The organism is Shimia sp., assembly GCF_022448905.1.
Taxonomy (GTDB): Bacteria; Pseudomonadota; Alphaproteobacteria; order Rhodobacterales; family Rhodobacteraceae; genus Shimia.
On sequence record NZ_JAKVCW010000006.1, the window covers coordinates 51,611 to 66,152 of the forward strand.

Sequence of the window (14,542 nt, forward strand, 5' to 3'; positions counted from 1 at the left end):
CTCATTTATACTCGATGATGCGCATGGCGCGGCCACGGATGCGGCGCCAGTGGAACAGGATCATGCCCATCACGTTGGGCAGTTTGGACAGGGTCAGAAGGCGGGCGTGACGCCAGGCTTCCCAATAGGGCAGCCCCTCGCGGACAAGGCCGTTTTTGGTGCGGATGTAGTTGGCGACATAGAGCGCGAGCACCAACAGGAATAGCAAGGCGCTGCCCATCAGGCCCCAGAGCGCCAGCAGCGGTAGGAGCAAGCCATAGATCACGCCGCGCAGTTGTTCCTTGCGGAAATACGGCGGGTGCATCCAGCCCACTTGGGCAAAGCCATGGCCGGTGCGTACGGCGCGCTGCCACCATTGCCCAAAGCGCAGCATGGCAGCGTCATGGCGGGTCATTTCCTGTGGCAGGCGGCGTAGTTTCCAACCGGCTTTGGCGAGGCGCACACAGAATTCGTCGTCCTCAGCCGCAATCACCGTGGCGTCAAACCCACCGGCTTCCACAAAGGCCTTGGAGCGTACCATCATATCGCCGCCACAGGCGACAATTTCACCTGCTGGCCTGTGCCATTCAAAATCACACAGCGCGTTGTAGACACTGCGTTCGGGATAAAGCTCCGCCCGCCAGCCGGTGATCAGGCCCAGGCTGCCATCCTCGCTCAAGGCTTTTTCCCCGGCTGCGATCCAGTCATCAACCACGATGCAATCACCGTCCACGAATTGCACAAAATCCGGCAGGTCACCGGTTTGTGCCAGCGCGTCAAACCCCGCCTGCCGGGCACGGGCGGCGGTGAAGGGCAGGCTGTTGTCCAGCTCCACCACCAGCGCGCCAACCTTGCGGGCCTCGGCGACGGAATTGTCCCAGCTGCCGCTGTCGACATAGACCATCTCTACACCCTGTGCCTTTAGCGAGGCGAGGCAGGCGATCAGACGTTTGCCTTCGTTGCGGCCAATGATGATGGCGGTGGTGCTCATGTTTGGCCCCCGCCCAGCAGATCGCCCAATCGCGCGGCTTCTTTGTTGATGTCAAAGGCCTTTTCCACCATGGCGCGGCCGGCAATACCCATGGCGGTGGCGCGCGCCGGATTGGCGAGGATTTTGCCAATGGCCTCGGCCAATGCATGTGGGTTGCCCGGTGGCACCAACAGGCCAGAGGCGCCATCGGTCACCAATTCTGGAATGCCCGCAATATGCGTGGTCACAACGGGGCGGCGCGCGGCCATGGCCTCCATCAACACAACCGGCACGCCTTCGGCGAAGCTGGGCAGGACAAAGAGGTCAGAGGCAGCCAGCGCCTCGGCCACTTCGGATTGCGACTTGTAGCCCACAAACGACACGTTTTCCGCAAGCCCTGCTTTCTTCGTCTGCTTTTCCAGTGCCTTTCGCCCCGGCCCATCCCCAATCACGGTCAGATGGATCTTGGGGAATTCTGCCTTCAACGGCTCCAAGGCGCGCAGCAGAATTGGCAGGCCTTTGACCGGCGCAAGGCGCCCCACGAACAAAAGATTGGTCTCCACCGGATCCTCGCCCGCGTCATAGCGCGCGGGCTCCACGCCACAGTGGATGATATGCAGCTTGGACCAATGTTTGGGATTGGAAAACGCCATCGCCTGCGAGCGGCAGAAATGGCTGATACAGGCGACAAATTTGGCGCGTTTGATCTTTTCGTCCAGCCGCCAATGATCCGGCGCAAAGAAGATGTCCGGCCCATGCAGCGTGAAGCTGTAGGGAATGCCCGACAGCTCGCTCATCAGCATGGCCACGGTGCAGGAGGATTTGGCGATGTGGTTGTGCAGATGCCGCACGCCTTTCTTGCGCAAATGGGCCGCAAGCACGGCCGCTTCCAGAAAGTAGAACAGCTGAAAAATGCGGTTGCGCAGCCCCGGAGGCGAGGTGCGAAACGCTAAGATCGCAGCCCGAAAGAACCGGATAGGGTTGCGTATCAGTGCCCCAAAAACCGCGCCCAATAGAATGACCGGAGATTTGGCGGCAGCAAGAATATAAAAGGTGGCTTTGGCCTCGGCTTTTTGCTCGTCGCCCACCAGATGCTCCACACCGGTGCGGCGCACGGAGCAGGTTTCCACCGGCTGGCCTTGGGCGCGCAACGCGGCCACCTCGCGCTGGATAAACGTATCGGTGGCGCGGGGGTATTCGCCAGTCAAATAGGCGATGGGGGTCTTGTCTGTGTCGCTCACGACGGCGGGGCCTGCTGCTCTTGCTGCTCAATCGCAGCCTGCATCGCAGCCGCAAAGGGCAGCATTGTGACAGGGCCAAGGCGATTGTGCATCATGGTGTTTGAATAATGAACGGGGCGGTGGCGGGCTTCCAGCACGGCGCGGCGCAGAAGACCGGGCATGGCGGCGCTGTCCGGTGTGACAAAGGCCGCCAGACGCCAGAGGGCCAGCGGTGTGGGAAAAACCCGTTTGGGCCAGCCACAGGCGCGAAACGCGGTCAGGAAGGCCGCGCGGCTGGGCCGATCATCGTCCAGCACGTTGAGTGTGCCGACGCCGGTGTTTTCATGGGCTGCTTTAAGCAGCGCTTCGGCAGCCAAATCGACGCGGCACAGAGGTACTTCGCCGCCGCCGTCGATTTTTAGCAACGTACTGCCAACCGCCGGCCCGATATGGGCATTGAACAGGTGATCCGGCCCCCAGACGGCCCCAAGACGCAGGATCGAGAGCGCATAGCCGTAGAGCGATGCGCCGTCATGGAAGAGCGTTTCCTGGGTGAGTTTGGCCTGCGCGTAGGCATCCCGCCCGTCGGCGTTCACCGCTGTGGCCTCGTCCACCGTGCCGCCTTTGGGCACGCCACTCACATCATAGACCGACAGCGAGCCGGCCAGTACCACATGAGGCACCTGCGCCGCGATCACCGCGTCGATCACCACCACCGAGGCCGCCACCGTGTCACGTTCCTGATCTCCGGACAGCGTGGCGGCGCAATGGATCAGGGTTTGGATGCCGGTCAAAGCCTGCGCCAGACCGTCGCCCGCAGAAGTCAGGTCCATCGCAACGATTTCAACGGTTTCGTCTGCTTGCCAGTCAGCGGGCACTTTCGCCATATCGCGCACAAATAAACGCAACGCAGTGCCCTCGGCGCGGGCCTGCTCCACGCAGTGGCGCCCGATAAAGCCCGTGGCGCCTGTTATGGCAAGGGTGGCCCTGCTCATGTGGCCCAAGGCATGGGCGCCATCGGCTCACAGCGCGTTGTCATATCTTGTGCGCAGCCATCAGCACCGGAATTCTGAATGGCCAGCGTGACCTCGTTGAGGTGCAGGGCAAAATCCGGCGACAGGCGGCATGGACGTCCCTCGGCCAAGGCATCGAGCATTTCGGCAGGGCCAAGGGCAAAGTTCATCGCCGCCGCGCCCCAGCGTTCCACCTTGGGGTGGGTGTCACCTTTGATCTTTTGCCGCGTGCCAATTGGATGTTCGACCAGCCGACGGCGCAGGGTGAAGCGGCGGTGGAATTTGACTGGTGCGTCATTGTCCCAGGCCTGTTTCACCTGCAGCACGCCTTTGTCGCCAAACACGCGGATCTTGTGGTCATGACTCGCCACAATCGAGCAGGTCAGCCGCGCGGTGATGCCATTTTCAAAGAACAGCGTGGCGGTGGAAAAGTCTGGCGTGCCGGTGATTTCTTTGCCCGGCAGACATTCGGCAGAGGCGGCCACCACGCGGCGCACGCTGCCAAACATGCCAATCAGCCAGGTCAGGTAATAACCCGCATGTTCCAGTGTGCAGCCGACGGCAAACTCGTCCTCGGCAGGCCAGGGCGCGCCGCTTTCGCTCGTCCAATCGACATAGGGCGCTTGTGGGATGAAACCGTCATCCAACTCAGCGTAGATCAGGCGCACGGAGCCAGCCACATCGTTGCGAATGGCTTTGCCCAGGGTCTGCGCCGCCTCGCCCAGCACCGAGCAGGGCGCAGAAGACAACAGCAGGCCTTTTTGTGCGGCCAGCTCATGTAGCGCGATGGCGTCAGCCATATCGGTGGCCAAAGGCTTTTCGGAATAGACGTGATGTCCTGCTTCCAAGCAGGCTCGCGAGACCTCGTAATGCGCGCCGGGGTTGGTCAGGTTCAACACCAGAGAGCCTTGCGGCAGGTTGCCCAGAAACCGCTCCAAACTGTCCGCGGTGTGCAGGTTCCAGTGGTCGGAAAAGGCTTTCAGGCGCTCTGGATCATGGTCATACACCTGCGTCACCGCGATGTCGGGGTGGGCTGCAAACGACCGCATGTAGAGGTCGGCGACAAAGCCGCAACCGATGATCGACACACTGCGGGTTTGGGCGGCTGACATGGTGGGAATCCTTTTGAACCAATACGGCATGACTATAGGTATTTTGGCGCGAAATACCACCAAGGCAGGGCGCTTGGGCAGGGGAATTGTGGCGGTTTTGAACCACTTGAGGGAAATTGCCGCACAGTTTCTGACGCTGCCAGCGGGAGTTGTTAAACTGTGCCAAATTTCAGGATCGAGGGGCGGCCAACGTGCAGTTTTCCACCATCAAAGGGCCGGTCACGGTCAATGTTGCTGATCGCGCCACCTTGGAGCGCGTGGTGCGGGACCGGTTTGCCGCCCATGAAGGCTTTGCGCTGGCGACCATCAATCTCGATCATTTGGTGAAGCTGGCCAAAGATGAAGTCTTTGCCGCTGCCTATCTGGCGCAGGATTTTGTGGTGGCGGATGGCAATCCCATTGTGTGGTTGTCGCGCAAGGCCGGGAAACCGGTGGACCTGCTGCCGGGTGCAGATTTGGTGGTTCCATTGGCGCGGTGGGCAGCTGAGGAAGGCACGCCGGTAGCCTTGATTGGCAGCACGGAGGAGGCTTTGGCCGCGGCGGCGGAGGCTTTAAAAACACAAGCACCGGGATTGGAGGTCGCGGCATGTATTGCGCCACCCATGGGGTTTGATCCCGAAAGCGCTGCGGCAGAGGCTGTGCTGAAACAAGCTGCCGAGGCGGGCGCGCGGATGGCGTTTCTGGCGCTTGGCGCGCCGAAGCAGGAACGGTTGGCCGCGCGGGGACGACAGGTTGTGCCGCAGATGGGCTTTGCCAGCATTGGGGCGGGATTGGATTTCCTCGCAGGCACGCAAAACCGTGCCCCGGCTTGGGTCCGGAAGCTGGCGCTGGAATGGCTCTGGCGTGCGCTGAGCAATCCGGCGCGACTGGCCGGGCGCTATCTGCGCTGTATCGGGATATTGCCGCGCCTGATGAAAGAGGCATGCGCGCAGCGGGACTAAGTCGGGCAGAGCCCGACCGCGGGTGGGCGTGCTTTGATCTATTTGCGCGCGCTAGGGTTCCCTCTGTGTGAGTGGGTTTTTGGGTTTTGCGAGGGTGCAGAAGCGCCCGCCCATGGGGGCGGTCGGGCGCTGCCCGGCGGCGTGCAGGGCACGCCACTTTTCGGGCTAGGTCGGAATGACGCGCGGCTTGCGGCGTTTCAATCGCACCGCATCTTTCAGGCGCCCTTTCAAACCGCGCGGCGGCAGGATTTCCCGATCCATTTCAAACACCGCACCATTCAGCGACGGATCTTGCCAAAGCGCCAGACCGGCGCCCCATTTGGCCGCCACGGCTGGATCAAGCCCTTCGGCCAAACCCATCTCCGTGTTGAGCATGCCGGGCATCCATGTGCTGATCACAATCTTGGGCAAACGATCCCCAAAATCGGCCACCAACGCGCGGGAGAAAGTTGTCACCGCGCCTTTGGACACGGAGTAAGCTGCGCTGCAGGGCAGGGGGTGCATATCCGCAAAGCTCGACACGTTGAGGATGCGGCCGCGCCCTGCCTCGGTCATGTCCTTGAGCGCCTCAGACGTGCAAGCCACCGTGCCACCAAGGTTGATGGCGACAGTCTGCATAAAGCTTTCCGGCGTTTCGTCCAGCATGTCGCGGTGCGGATAAACCCCGGCGTTGTTGATCAGGATCGAGACCGGCGCGATGGCGCGGATGCTGTCAAAAGCGGCGCGTACCTGCGCGGGGTTGGAGACATCTGCCACCACAGGGGTGAAGCTGTCACCCGCCAAGGCCGCTGTCTCGCGCAGCGCGTCTTCACGGCGTCCCAAACCCGCGACCAGCAGGCCCCGCCCGCAAAGCTCTATCGCCAAGGCCCGCCCCAATCCAGAGCTCGCGCCAGTGATGACCGCCAGTAGCTTAGCCATTTTGGGTCTCCATCAGTTCTGCCGCCACAACCTCCCCAACCCGCAGCGCATTGGCGGCGATGGTCAGCGACGGGTTCACCCCCATGGATGTGGGCATAAAGCTCGCATCCGCCACCCATAGGTTTTTCGTGCCGTGCACTTTGCAATTGCGATCCAGCACCGAGGTTTTGGGATCATCACCAAACCGCAAGGTACCGCAGGGGTGGCCAAAATTCAGTTCCGGCCCCGCGCCGGTGAACGCCATGCGGATGCCTTTGAGGCGCTGCTTCAGAGCTTTGCGGAAAGCCTTGCGCCGCGACAGCAGTTCCGGTGCCATGTCATAGGTGATCGCCAAACGATGCGGATCAGCGGGATCGTGAAACACGCGGTTTTCCGCATAGGGCAGGTCTTCCAAGATGCCGACAAAGATCTTGGCGCTGCCAAACAGTTTCACGGCAATCGCGGCGGGCAGGCGGGTGAACTGACGCAGCCAGCCCAGCTTGCGCAATGGCGAGCGGTCAAAGGCCATGTTGAGATAATGCACAATCTCACCATAGCGCGCCTCAACCCCCAAAGCCTGCACCATACCAAAGCGCTGTCCGTCCTGATGGTACAGATCGCGAAAGGCGAGGGATTTGGACGCCCCCGCGCTGTGTTTGCCTTTGGGCGGCCAGAGCGCAAACATCTCGTTGAGGTGAAACATCAGGTTGCGGCCAACAAGGTCATTTCCATTGCCCAAATTTCCCGATGCCATCAACAGGCGCGGAGAATGCAGCGCTCCGGCAGCCAGCACATAGCTGCGCGCGGTAAGCGTGGCTTCTTTGTTTTTGCACGCCACATTGAGGCCAATCACAGTGCCGTCCTTGGATAGAATTTCCTGCACTTCGCAAAAGTCCAACAGGGCCGCGTTGCCGGTTTCCAAAGCAGGCTCCACGCCCGCGGAGCGCCCATCCATCTTGCAATCGTTGGGACACTTGCGGCCCAAATACTGCTCAAACCCGTCCTCTTCGCGGACGGCCATATGGCCCCGATACGGGGTTAGCCCAATATCTTTCATGGCCGACATCAAGCCTTGATCTGTCGCGCTCATCACCGTTGGCGGGAAGAGGTTGCCGTCTGGCTGCAAGGGATCTGGCGTGCCGCGCACGTGATACAGCGCTTCGGCGCGGTCAAAATAGGGTGCCATCTCCTCGTATGACACCGGCCAGCCGCCGGTTGGGTGCGGGCGGGCGTCGCTGTGGTCCAGATCATGCGGCGCGGGGCGCTCTAACGTGGCGGCGTAAAACACCGAACTGCCGCCCACACCGGCCCCCAACGGTGCGTGGAAGGTGGTGGTCATCCCGTTCACTGTCGCTTCCAGAGGTTCGGGCCAATAACCGCGCACCAGTCTCGCCTCGCGGTCCCAAATGTTGGGGTTGAGCTCCTGTTCTTCAGCGCGAACACCGGTTGGCCCACGCTCGACAAACAGCACCGACAGGCCCTGTTCCGCCAAATAGCGGCCAATGGTGCCGCCGCCCATGCCGGTGCCAATGACGATCACGTCCCAAGAGGTGCCGCTGGCCTCGGCAAGCGTGGTCATTGCGTGGCCCGGGCCATGACCGGGTAAAACACCGAGCGCATCCGCCGCGCCGCCGAATTGGTCACGTGGTTGTTGTCAAAATACTGGCCCACGCCGCCTTGCACCGCGTCACACAGGAATTGGTCACAAAACCAGCCCCAGCTGTCCAAGATGGTTGCGCCGCTTTTGGCCAGGGCCGCCGCCGCGCCGCGTTCGCGGGTTTGAGCGTCGGTCACGGTGATCTGCCCAATCCTGCGGGCCAGTTGCTCCGACAGGCGGCCATGCACCAGCGCGCGAGCGACTTTCGGGGCGTGGTAATTCTGAATTTCCGGCGGTTGGCGCAGGATGTAGACCTGTCGGTCCAGATCGCCAATATCGGCAACCGTGGCGGCCAAAGCGGTACCCAAAAGCGCGTCCTGGGTCATATTGCCATAAACGTCGCTGCGCAGGCGGATGGTGTTGTGCGCGTCACTGCCGCTGCCTTTGCCGGAGGCATAGTAAGACCAGCGCCCGATCAGGATGACGTCTTGCAGGTGGCGCATGTCGCGCAGCGCCTTGCGGATTTGCGCATTGGCGTCCGCACAGGCGGCATCCTGTGCCGGGGTGGCCGCGCTTTCGCGTTTTTCAAGATCAAAGGCCGGGGCACAGCCCGCGCGCCAGATCACCAAGGCGCTGCGATCGGCCTCACGCGCGGCTTGCTTCAGACCCTCGTAGTAGGCCCGCACATGGCTATCGCCCCAGATGATCAGGCTCGGTGAGCTTTCCTTGGGGCCAATCGGGCAAATCTCGATGCCCTCAAACGGTCCTTCGTCGGGCACGTAACAATCAGAGAAATCCTGCAGAAAGTCACCGGTAGCCGCGATATGCACCTGCGCTTGTGGGCCAAAGCGCTGCGGCATGCCGTCTGCCTTGAACACCATAAACGACAGGCCCACCACACTGACCGAGGCCAGCGCGGCGGTGAACAAGAGACCCCAGGTCGGCAGGTTCTTGGCCTGACGCACCGGCTGTTCCACCAGGCGCCAGGAGAGCACGGCCAGCACAAAGGAAATCGCGATCCAAAGTGACGTTTCGCCGGGACCGCGATACTGACCTTGCAGGTATTTGGTGAAGGTAAAGACCGGCCAATGCCAGAGGTAGAGCGAATAGGAGATCAGCCCGATCAGCACGGGGATGCGCATCGACAGGCCACGGTTGACCCAGTTGTCATCCTGCCCATTGCCGATCAACAGCACGGTGCCGAGCACCGGGAAGATCACCTGCCAGCCGGGGAAGCCCTCGCCCGGCACCACCAACACAACCGAGGCCAGCACCAACGCTAGCCCGGCCCAGCTCAGCGCTTGGTGACGGCGCCACAGATCGGGCCGTTCGATGTTTAGCACGGCCAAGCCAACACCGACCAAAAGCTCCCAAGCGCGGAAGGGGAACAGGAAGAAGGCCGCCGGATGGGACACGGGCGTGGTCGCCAGATTGCTGACAAACGACAGGCCAAACACCGCGCCCAAAGCCCAGAGCATCACAGTTTTGTTGCGGGCAAACAGCAAAAACAGTAGCGGCAGGAAAATGTAGAACTGTTCCTCCACCGACAGAGACCAGGTGTGCAGCATGATCTTGTCTTCAGCCGCCCCGTCAAAATAGCCGGATTGGCGGAAAAACAGAACGTTTGACAGATAAACTGTGGCCGCAATCACGCCTTTGGCGGTTTCGCGGAAGTCATTGGGCAACAGGATCCGCGCGCCAATGATCAACACCACAAAGGCCATGACAAAATAGGCTGGTGCAAGGCGTTTGATGCGGCGGATGTAGAATTGACCCAAGGCCAGCCGCCCGGTCTCCTGCTGTTCGCGCCATAGGATGCCGCCGATCAGAAAGCCGGAAATCACAAAGAAGACGTCAACCCCAATGAAACCACCGCCAAATCCCGGCACGCCAAAATGATAAAACACCACCGCCAGCACCGCGATGGCGCGCAGCCCGTCGATCTCCGCTCGGTGGCCTTTCGCGGCTTTCAAATCAGCGGCAAGTTTGGGCGCGGAGGTTTCTACCTCAGGCGACTCTTGGGTGCTCATGCGCTTGCGCATCCTTGGGTTGCTTTTTTGCTTTTCTCCAAAAAACATAACTCCTCCCTGCGCCGCAAGCGCCACCGCACAGCAGAGTTAAGTTGCTTTAACACAGAGGTTTTGCGACAACGCTTTGAAACGGCCCGCTTTTGCGGGATTTGGCGCGGAGGCAAATGCTGTGCAGACTGACCAAAATGTGTCCGCCACAGAGCCGGATTGGTCGCGAGAAGTGCCACGAGGCTTCTGGGATCCCGGACCCAAGCTGCTGCGCGCGCTGCGCCGTTATCAAGCGGCCAAGGCGCGGGGTGGTCTGCTTGGCAAGCTGGCGTCCAAACGCTGGGTGCTGTCCCACCGTTTTTGGTCAGTGATTACTCAGTCGGAGCTGCATCTGAACATGCAGATCGCAGGCGGGCTGCGGCTGCCGCATCCCACCGGCATCATTGTGCACCCAAACGCCACCATTGGACCAAACTGCCAACTGATGCATCAGGTGACCCTGTCTGGCGCGGTGGTGCTGGAAGGCCATGTGGACATCGGCGCGGGCGCGAAGGTGATTGGTCCTCTAACAATTGGCGCGGATGCTGAAGTCGGCGCCAATGCGGTGGTCACAGGCGATGTGCCCGCCGGGGCTGTGGTTGGCGGAATACCTGCGAAGGTCTTGAAATTGAAGCCGGGATACGGCGACTAAGTCACAGAATGGTACGGCGCTTTGATGGCGCGGGCTGCTTGGTGGCCACGGACTGCGGTTCTTCTTCGCCCTCTTCCCGGCGGCTCATCGGGCTGCGGCGAAACGCCGATTCCGCCCCGCGTCGAATTTGCGCCAGCCGCTCCGCGTGGCCAAACAACGTGCCCGCAATCAGCCAGGTGGTGGGCGTGAGCGTGGCGTTGGGCAGCATATCGATCATGTTGAACCCCAGCATCAAGGCCAACGGCCCAAGGTAGGGTGATAGCCCACGATCGTCGCGCTCCTGGAGATGCTGCTCGTCCAGCAGCGCAAAAGACGCATCGCGTTTGAAACTGTCCCGCTCTGCTATCCTGATCCGGCTTAGTTCCCGGTGCACCAGGAAGATCGGCAGAGCCATCAGGCCAAACTGGGCGATGTATCCGGCCCAGCCCCAGACCCCCATCACGATGATCCAGTATCCGTCAGTGACCGAGGTGATTAGCCCTGTGGTGGGGTTGTGGATGTGGTTGCGCCCCCAGATGCCCCAGCCAAACAGCGGTTTCTCCAATGCCCGATCCAGCAGCACGTCCTCGTTCTCGATCCGGAAGCTCAGGGAATGGGCACGCTCGGCACTGACCTTTTCGGCTTGGGCAATGATGGCGTCGCTTGGCACCAACCCGGAAGTTTTGAGCACCGGATAGGCCAGCATCATCAGCGCCAGTATGGCCGCTACTTTCACCTGCGCGCGGGTGTTGAGGAAGACAATCAACAGGCCCGCCGCCCCGGCATAAACCAATGTCGCCAGTGTTTTGCAGAGCACCAGCACCGCTGCGAAATAGAAGGCGGCAATCAGGTATTTGGCGCGGGTGCGGCTGGTGTCGGCCTTCCACAGGGTCAGCGCGGCCAACAGCGCCGTGAGTACAAAATAGGCCAGCCAGATGCCATGGTAGAGGAACACCATCGGGCGATAGCCATTGCCACGAATGGTCTGGCTGAACAGGTGTTGATAATAGCCATAGACCCAATTGTTAAGCTGCGGGCTGAGCCGCACTTCGATCAGGATCGGCAGGGAATAAGCCAGCCCGGCAATCATCAGCGCCAACAGTAGGTCGCGCTGATCCTCGCGGGTGCGCAGAAGGGCGCGGGCCATCAAGAAGCCAATGATGCCAATGAACTGGTTGATTGGCTGGGCAATGGCGTCCTGAAAATACAGGCCACGCACATAATTCTCGGTGAAGACCAGTGGCTCGCCATTGGTGAACACGGTGAGCACCGGGCTGAAAATCATGATGCCCAACAGCCAGCGTGCCAGAATATTGTCCGGCAACAGCTTGGGGCGTTGCGGCAGCACAAAGAACACCACAATCAGGATCGCCAGATTGGGCAGGCTGCCTTTATCCAATGCCGGCATCAGCGGGAAGTCAAACTCCGCTGGCGGTGGGGGCAGCAGCAGGTAGGCTCCCAACAAGGACCAAATCAGCGCCCGGCCCGGCGACAGGCTGACAAACAGCCGCCAAATGACCACCGGCCAAAGCATCAGCATCAACGTGGCGAGCATGTTGGGCATAGGGGGCAGGTCTTCCTTTGTCAGCGGCGTGGTCAGGGCCACACAAACGCAAAACGCGCGCCATGACTATAGCGCGCGTGTCTCAAACTGTCAGGGTGTGGCGTTCACACGCCGGTGCCGGCCATCACCACGGCCACGGTGCGCCAGACAACCGAGACATCGGTGCGCAGGCTCAGCGCGCGGTCATAGTGGCTGTCGTGAATGGCACGCTCGGCAAAGGAACACTCGTTGCGCTCGGAAATCTGCCAGAAACCGGTGATGCCTGGGCGCATGCGGTAATAAGCCGTGCCCGGGTACAGTGCGGTCTGTTGCGGCATCATCGGGCGCGGGCCAACCACGGACATGTCGCCCATCAGCACGTTCAGGAACTGTGGCAGCTCGTCCAGCGAGGTTTTGCGGATGATGCGGCCAATCGGTGTGATGCGCGGATCATGCGTCAGCTTTTGCTTTTCGTTCCACTCCAGACGGGCGGCTGGATTGGCGCGCAGATAGGCCTCCAGCTTACGGTCTGCATTGGGCACCATGGAGCGCAGCTTCAGCATGGAGAAGCGCTTGCCGTTTTTGCCAACACGTTCCTGACGGTAGAACGGAGACGCGCCATCCAGAGAGATGAACAGGGCGAGCAGCAGTACAACCAGCGTGACGGGCACCGCAATGATCAGGACAAACAGGATGTCGAACGCCCGTTTGAACACGCTGCGGTAAACGCTGTAGCGCACCGGCGTGACCTCAAAGGCCTGTTCAAAATCTTCACGCGAAAAAATCGCCATTCGGTGTCATCCCCGTAACCCAACCAGAAGGGCATCAAATTGAAACGCAACATCGGTTCGCCGGACCAGACATGGCCCGAACGTGTGTCTCACGTACCTTGTTTGCTTAAGCACCCCGGCAGCAGGGGCTGATCACATAGGTCCTTGCGACGTCGCTCTTTTTGATGCTCCTTCATAAGAAGCGCCCACCCAGGACTTACATTAGTCGCAAATTTACAGAAATCCACCTTATCTTTCGGATAGTTTTGTCTAAGTAATTGATAATAAACGATTTGATGAATTCCGTTTTTGGCGTTTTTTGCAAACTTGGTTAAAATTTGTGGCAACCCTGCCATTTTGTGGTTCGTGTTTGGAAACGGTGATGTAGGCCACTTTTTGATTGTTTCTTAGGGTGAAAAATTGACTTGGCGTCACCCAAACAAAACTTGGCAGCGATTCGCCGAAAACTGGCGTAAGCGGGGTGAAATGTGGCGCAATTGTGGCCGCTATTTGCCCAATTTCAGGATCATTGCCGCCAATCCTCCTGACACCGCCAGCAGGCCAAACACTTTCGTCAGACGTGTCAGCTTGCGCCGTCGCCGCTGGCGCGGAGTTTCCAGAACCGGAATGGCCGCCACGGCGCGCAGGCGCAATTGGCGCTCCAACTGGCCACGGGTCCAGATCACAGGGCTGCGCATCTCCAGCACAAACACCAGGCTTAAGGCGACCATGACAGACAGCACGCCACCCATCGCCAAAATGCGTTTGCGCGAGGGCGCAATCGGCCAATCCGGCGGCAGCGCTTTTTCCAAAACGGTGAAACTGTCGGTTTGCTGGCTGGCCTCCAGCATCTGCTGCATCTCCGCCTCGGCCTTGCCTGCGGTGATCGCCTGATACTGTTCTTCCAGCTTGGTCAGCTGCCGTTCCAGACGGTTGTATTGTTGTTCAATACGCGGCGTGTCTTTGAGCGCGGCCTCAATCTCGGCAATCTCGATTTGATAGAGTTCGCTCTCTTCCTGCAGCCGGCGCAGGCGCTGGGCACGCACGGAATTGCCACCGCTGGAAATACCCACGTTCTCCAGAAGTTGGCGCTGCACTTCCAATTCGATCTGCTGCAAATCCACCAGACGGGTGCGCAGGGCTTCCACGCCGCCGGGCAATAGCACCGCGTTTTCCTGTTTATAATCGGCGATCTGCTGTTCCAGGTTGGTGATCGCCGCGCCAATGCGGCGCTCTTCGCCATCAAAGAAGGACAGGGTCTCGCTCACCTGTTCGGTGCGGCGCTTCTCTTCCTGCTCCAGCACATTGTTCACCAACTCGTTGGCCACATTGGCCGCCAGAACCGGATCGGTCATGCGCACAGAGACCAACAGCGCGGAGGGGCTGATGTCCTGACGCCAGCGGAAGTCGGGGTTGGTGATGTGGATCACGCCGGCCGCTTTGCGCAGCAGCTCCACCTTTTGCAGCTCGCTCAAAGGGGCGTCATTGTAGAGGCCAAACTTGTCGATGATGGTCAGCAGGTTGTCCCGCGCCATTACCCGCTGCTCCACAATTTGCAGCTTTTGCAGTATGTCCGCGTTCAACGCACCGGGGGAGGTGGCGCCGGTTTTGATCGAGGGCTGCTCGATCTGGATGGTGGCATAGGTCTCATAATCGCGTGGCAGACCCAGCACGTAGGCCAGCGAGATCAACCCGCCGATGACAATGATGCTTGCCCACAGGAAGAACCTCCTGCGCAGCATGCTCAGCACCTCGCCAAATGATTGGAACTTGTCCATGCCCGTCCTCAATATCGTCTTGGCGCGACTCGGA

General features: G+C 60.5%; 13 protein-coding genes. 2 read left to right on the forward strand and 11 right to left on the reverse strand.

Annotated elements, in window-relative coordinates; all coding sequences use genetic code 11:
* Position 1: 1 nt before the first annotated feature.
* From MK208_RS08535 to MK208_RS08550, 4 genes are read right to left on the reverse strand one after another with little or no spacing between them, the layout of a single operon-like run.
* Positions 2-970: a glycosyltransferase gene (locus MK208_RS08535; protein WP_294115915.1), complete on the reverse strand. Its 969-nt coding sequence runs from the start codon at positions 968-970 to the stop codon at positions 2-4.
* Complete coding sequence (locus tag MK208_RS08540) at positions 967-2,190, reverse strand: glycosyltransferase family 4 protein (RefSeq protein WP_294115916.1); 1,224 nt, start codon at positions 2,188-2,190, stop codon at positions 967-969. The genes MK208_RS08535 and MK208_RS08540 overlap by 4 nt, the downstream gene beginning before the upstream one ends.
* Positions 2,187-3,164, reverse strand: a complete 978-nt coding sequence (locus MK208_RS08545) for an NAD(P)-dependent oxidoreductase (RefSeq protein ID WP_294115919.1) — start codon at positions 3,162-3,164, stop codon at positions 2,187-2,189. Before MK208_RS08545 ends, MK208_RS08540 begins: the two co-directional genes overlap by 4 nt.
* Positions 3,161-4,294, reverse strand: a complete 1,134-nt coding sequence (locus tag MK208_RS08550) for a Gfo/Idh/MocA family oxidoreductase (protein WP_294115920.1) — start codon at positions 4,292-4,294, stop codon at positions 3,161-3,163. The genes MK208_RS08545 and MK208_RS08550 overlap by 4 nt, the downstream gene beginning before the upstream one ends.
* Before the next feature lie 191 nt (positions 4,295-4,485).
* On the opposite strand from MK208_RS08550, the gene MK208_RS08555 reads away from it, so the two are divergent.
* Entirely contained in the window at positions 4,486-5,235 is a 750-nt protein-coding gene (locus MK208_RS08555; protein WP_294115923.1) for a WecB/TagA/CpsF family glycosyltransferase, read from the forward strand.
* A 165-nt stretch (positions 5,236-5,400) separates the two neighbouring features.
* Here MK208_RS08555 and MK208_RS08560 read toward each other — a convergent pair whose 3' ends face one another.
* From MK208_RS08560 to MK208_RS08570, 3 genes are read right to left on the reverse strand one after another with little or no spacing between them, the layout of a single operon-like run.
* The gene (locus tag MK208_RS08560; RefSeq protein ID WP_294115926.1) at positions 5,401-6,153 is read right to left on the reverse strand and encodes an SDR family oxidoreductase; all 753 of its coding nucleotides are present in this window, start codon (positions 6,151-6,153) and stop codon (positions 5,401-5,403) included.
* Positions 6,146-7,711, reverse strand: a complete 1,566-nt coding sequence (locus tag MK208_RS08565; RefSeq protein WP_294115929.1) for a GMC family oxidoreductase — start codon at positions 7,709-7,711, stop codon at positions 6,146-6,148. Before MK208_RS08565 ends, MK208_RS08560 begins: the two co-directional genes overlap by 8 nt.
* Complete coding sequence (locus tag MK208_RS08570) at positions 7,708-9,759, reverse strand: acyltransferase family protein (RefSeq protein WP_294115932.1); 2,052 nt, start codon at positions 9,757-9,759, stop codon at positions 7,708-7,710. Before MK208_RS08570 ends, MK208_RS08565 begins: the two co-directional genes overlap by 4 nt.
* A gap of 169 nt (positions 9,760-9,928) precedes the next feature.
* Between MK208_RS08570 and MK208_RS08575 the strand changes: the two genes are divergently transcribed.
* Positions 9,929-10,438, forward strand: coding sequence for a serine acetyltransferase (locus MK208_RS08575; protein ID WP_294115934.1), 510 nt, complete (start codon positions 9,929-9,931; stop codon positions 10,436-10,438).
* A 1-nt stretch (position 10,439) separates the two neighbouring features.
* On the opposite strand, the gene MK208_RS08580 is transcribed toward MK208_RS08575, so the two are convergent.
* The 4 genes from MK208_RS08580 to MK208_RS08595 all read right to left on the reverse strand — a co-directional run bounded on the left by MK208_RS08580 (position 10,440) and on the right by MK208_RS08595 (position 14,508).
* Positions 10,440-11,981: a hypothetical protein gene (locus tag MK208_RS08580; protein WP_294115936.1), complete on the reverse strand. Its 1,542-nt coding sequence runs from the start codon at positions 11,979-11,981 to the stop codon at positions 10,440-10,442.
* 104 nt (positions 11,982-12,085) lie between these two features.
* Positions 12,086-12,751 (reverse strand): sugar transferase, encoded by a 666-nt coding sequence (locus MK208_RS08585; protein WP_294115938.1) that lies wholly within the window; start codon positions 12,749-12,751, stop codon positions 12,086-12,088.
* A gap of 89 nt (positions 12,752-12,840) precedes the next feature.
* A complete protein-coding gene (locus tag MK208_RS08590) occupies positions 12,841-13,086 on the reverse strand; it encodes a hypothetical protein (RefSeq protein ID WP_294115940.1) in 246 nt (81 codons plus the stop codon).
* 150 nt (positions 13,087-13,236) lie between these two features.
* On the reverse strand, positions 13,237-14,508 hold the full coding sequence (locus tag MK208_RS08595; protein ID WP_294115942.1) for a Wzz/FepE/Etk N-terminal domain-containing protein: 1,272 nt from the start codon (positions 14,506-14,508) through the stop codon (positions 13,237-13,239).
* Positions 14,509-14,542: the final 34 nt, after the last annotated feature.

Bases quoted from the DNA above. Each gene is read 5' to 3' on its own strand.
- MK208_RS08570 (WP_294115932.1), bottom strand. From the start codon at position 9,759: ATGAGCACCCAAGAGTCGCCTGAGGTAGAAACCTCCGCGCCCAAACTT.
- MK208_RS08560 (WP_294115926.1), bottom strand. From the start codon at position 6,153: ATGGCTAAGCTACTGGCGGTCATCACTGGCGCGAGCTCTGGATTGGGG.
- MK208_RS08565 (WP_294115929.1), bottom strand. From the start codon at position 7,711: ATGACCACGCTTGCCGAGGCCAGCGGCACCTCTTGGGACGTGATCGTC.
- MK208_RS08535 (WP_294115915.1), bottom strand. From the start codon at position 970: ATGAGCACCACCGCCATCATCATTGGCCGCAACGAAGGCAAACGTCTG.
- MK208_RS08590 (WP_294115940.1), bottom strand. From the start codon at position 13,086: ATGGCAGGGTTGCCACAAATTTTAACCAAGTTTGCAAAAAACGCCAAA.
- MK208_RS08580 (WP_294115936.1), bottom strand. From the start codon at position 11,981: ATGCCCAACATGCTCGCCACGTTGATGCTGATGCTTTGGCCGGTGGTC.
- MK208_RS08550 (WP_294115920.1), bottom strand. From the start codon at position 4,294: ATGTCAGCCGCCCAAACCCGCAGTGTGTCGATCATCGGTTGCGGCTTT.
- MK208_RS08595 (WP_294115942.1), bottom strand. From the start codon at position 14,508: ATGGACAAGTTCCAATCATTTGGCGAGGTGCTGAGCATGCTGCGCAGG.
- MK208_RS08545 (WP_294115919.1), bottom strand. From the start codon at position 3,164: ATGAGCAGGGCCACCCTTGCCATAACAGGCGCCACGGGCTTTATCGGG.
- MK208_RS08585 (WP_294115938.1), bottom strand. From the start codon at position 12,751: ATGGCGATTTTTTCGCGTGAAGATTTTGAACAGGCCTTTGAGGTCACG.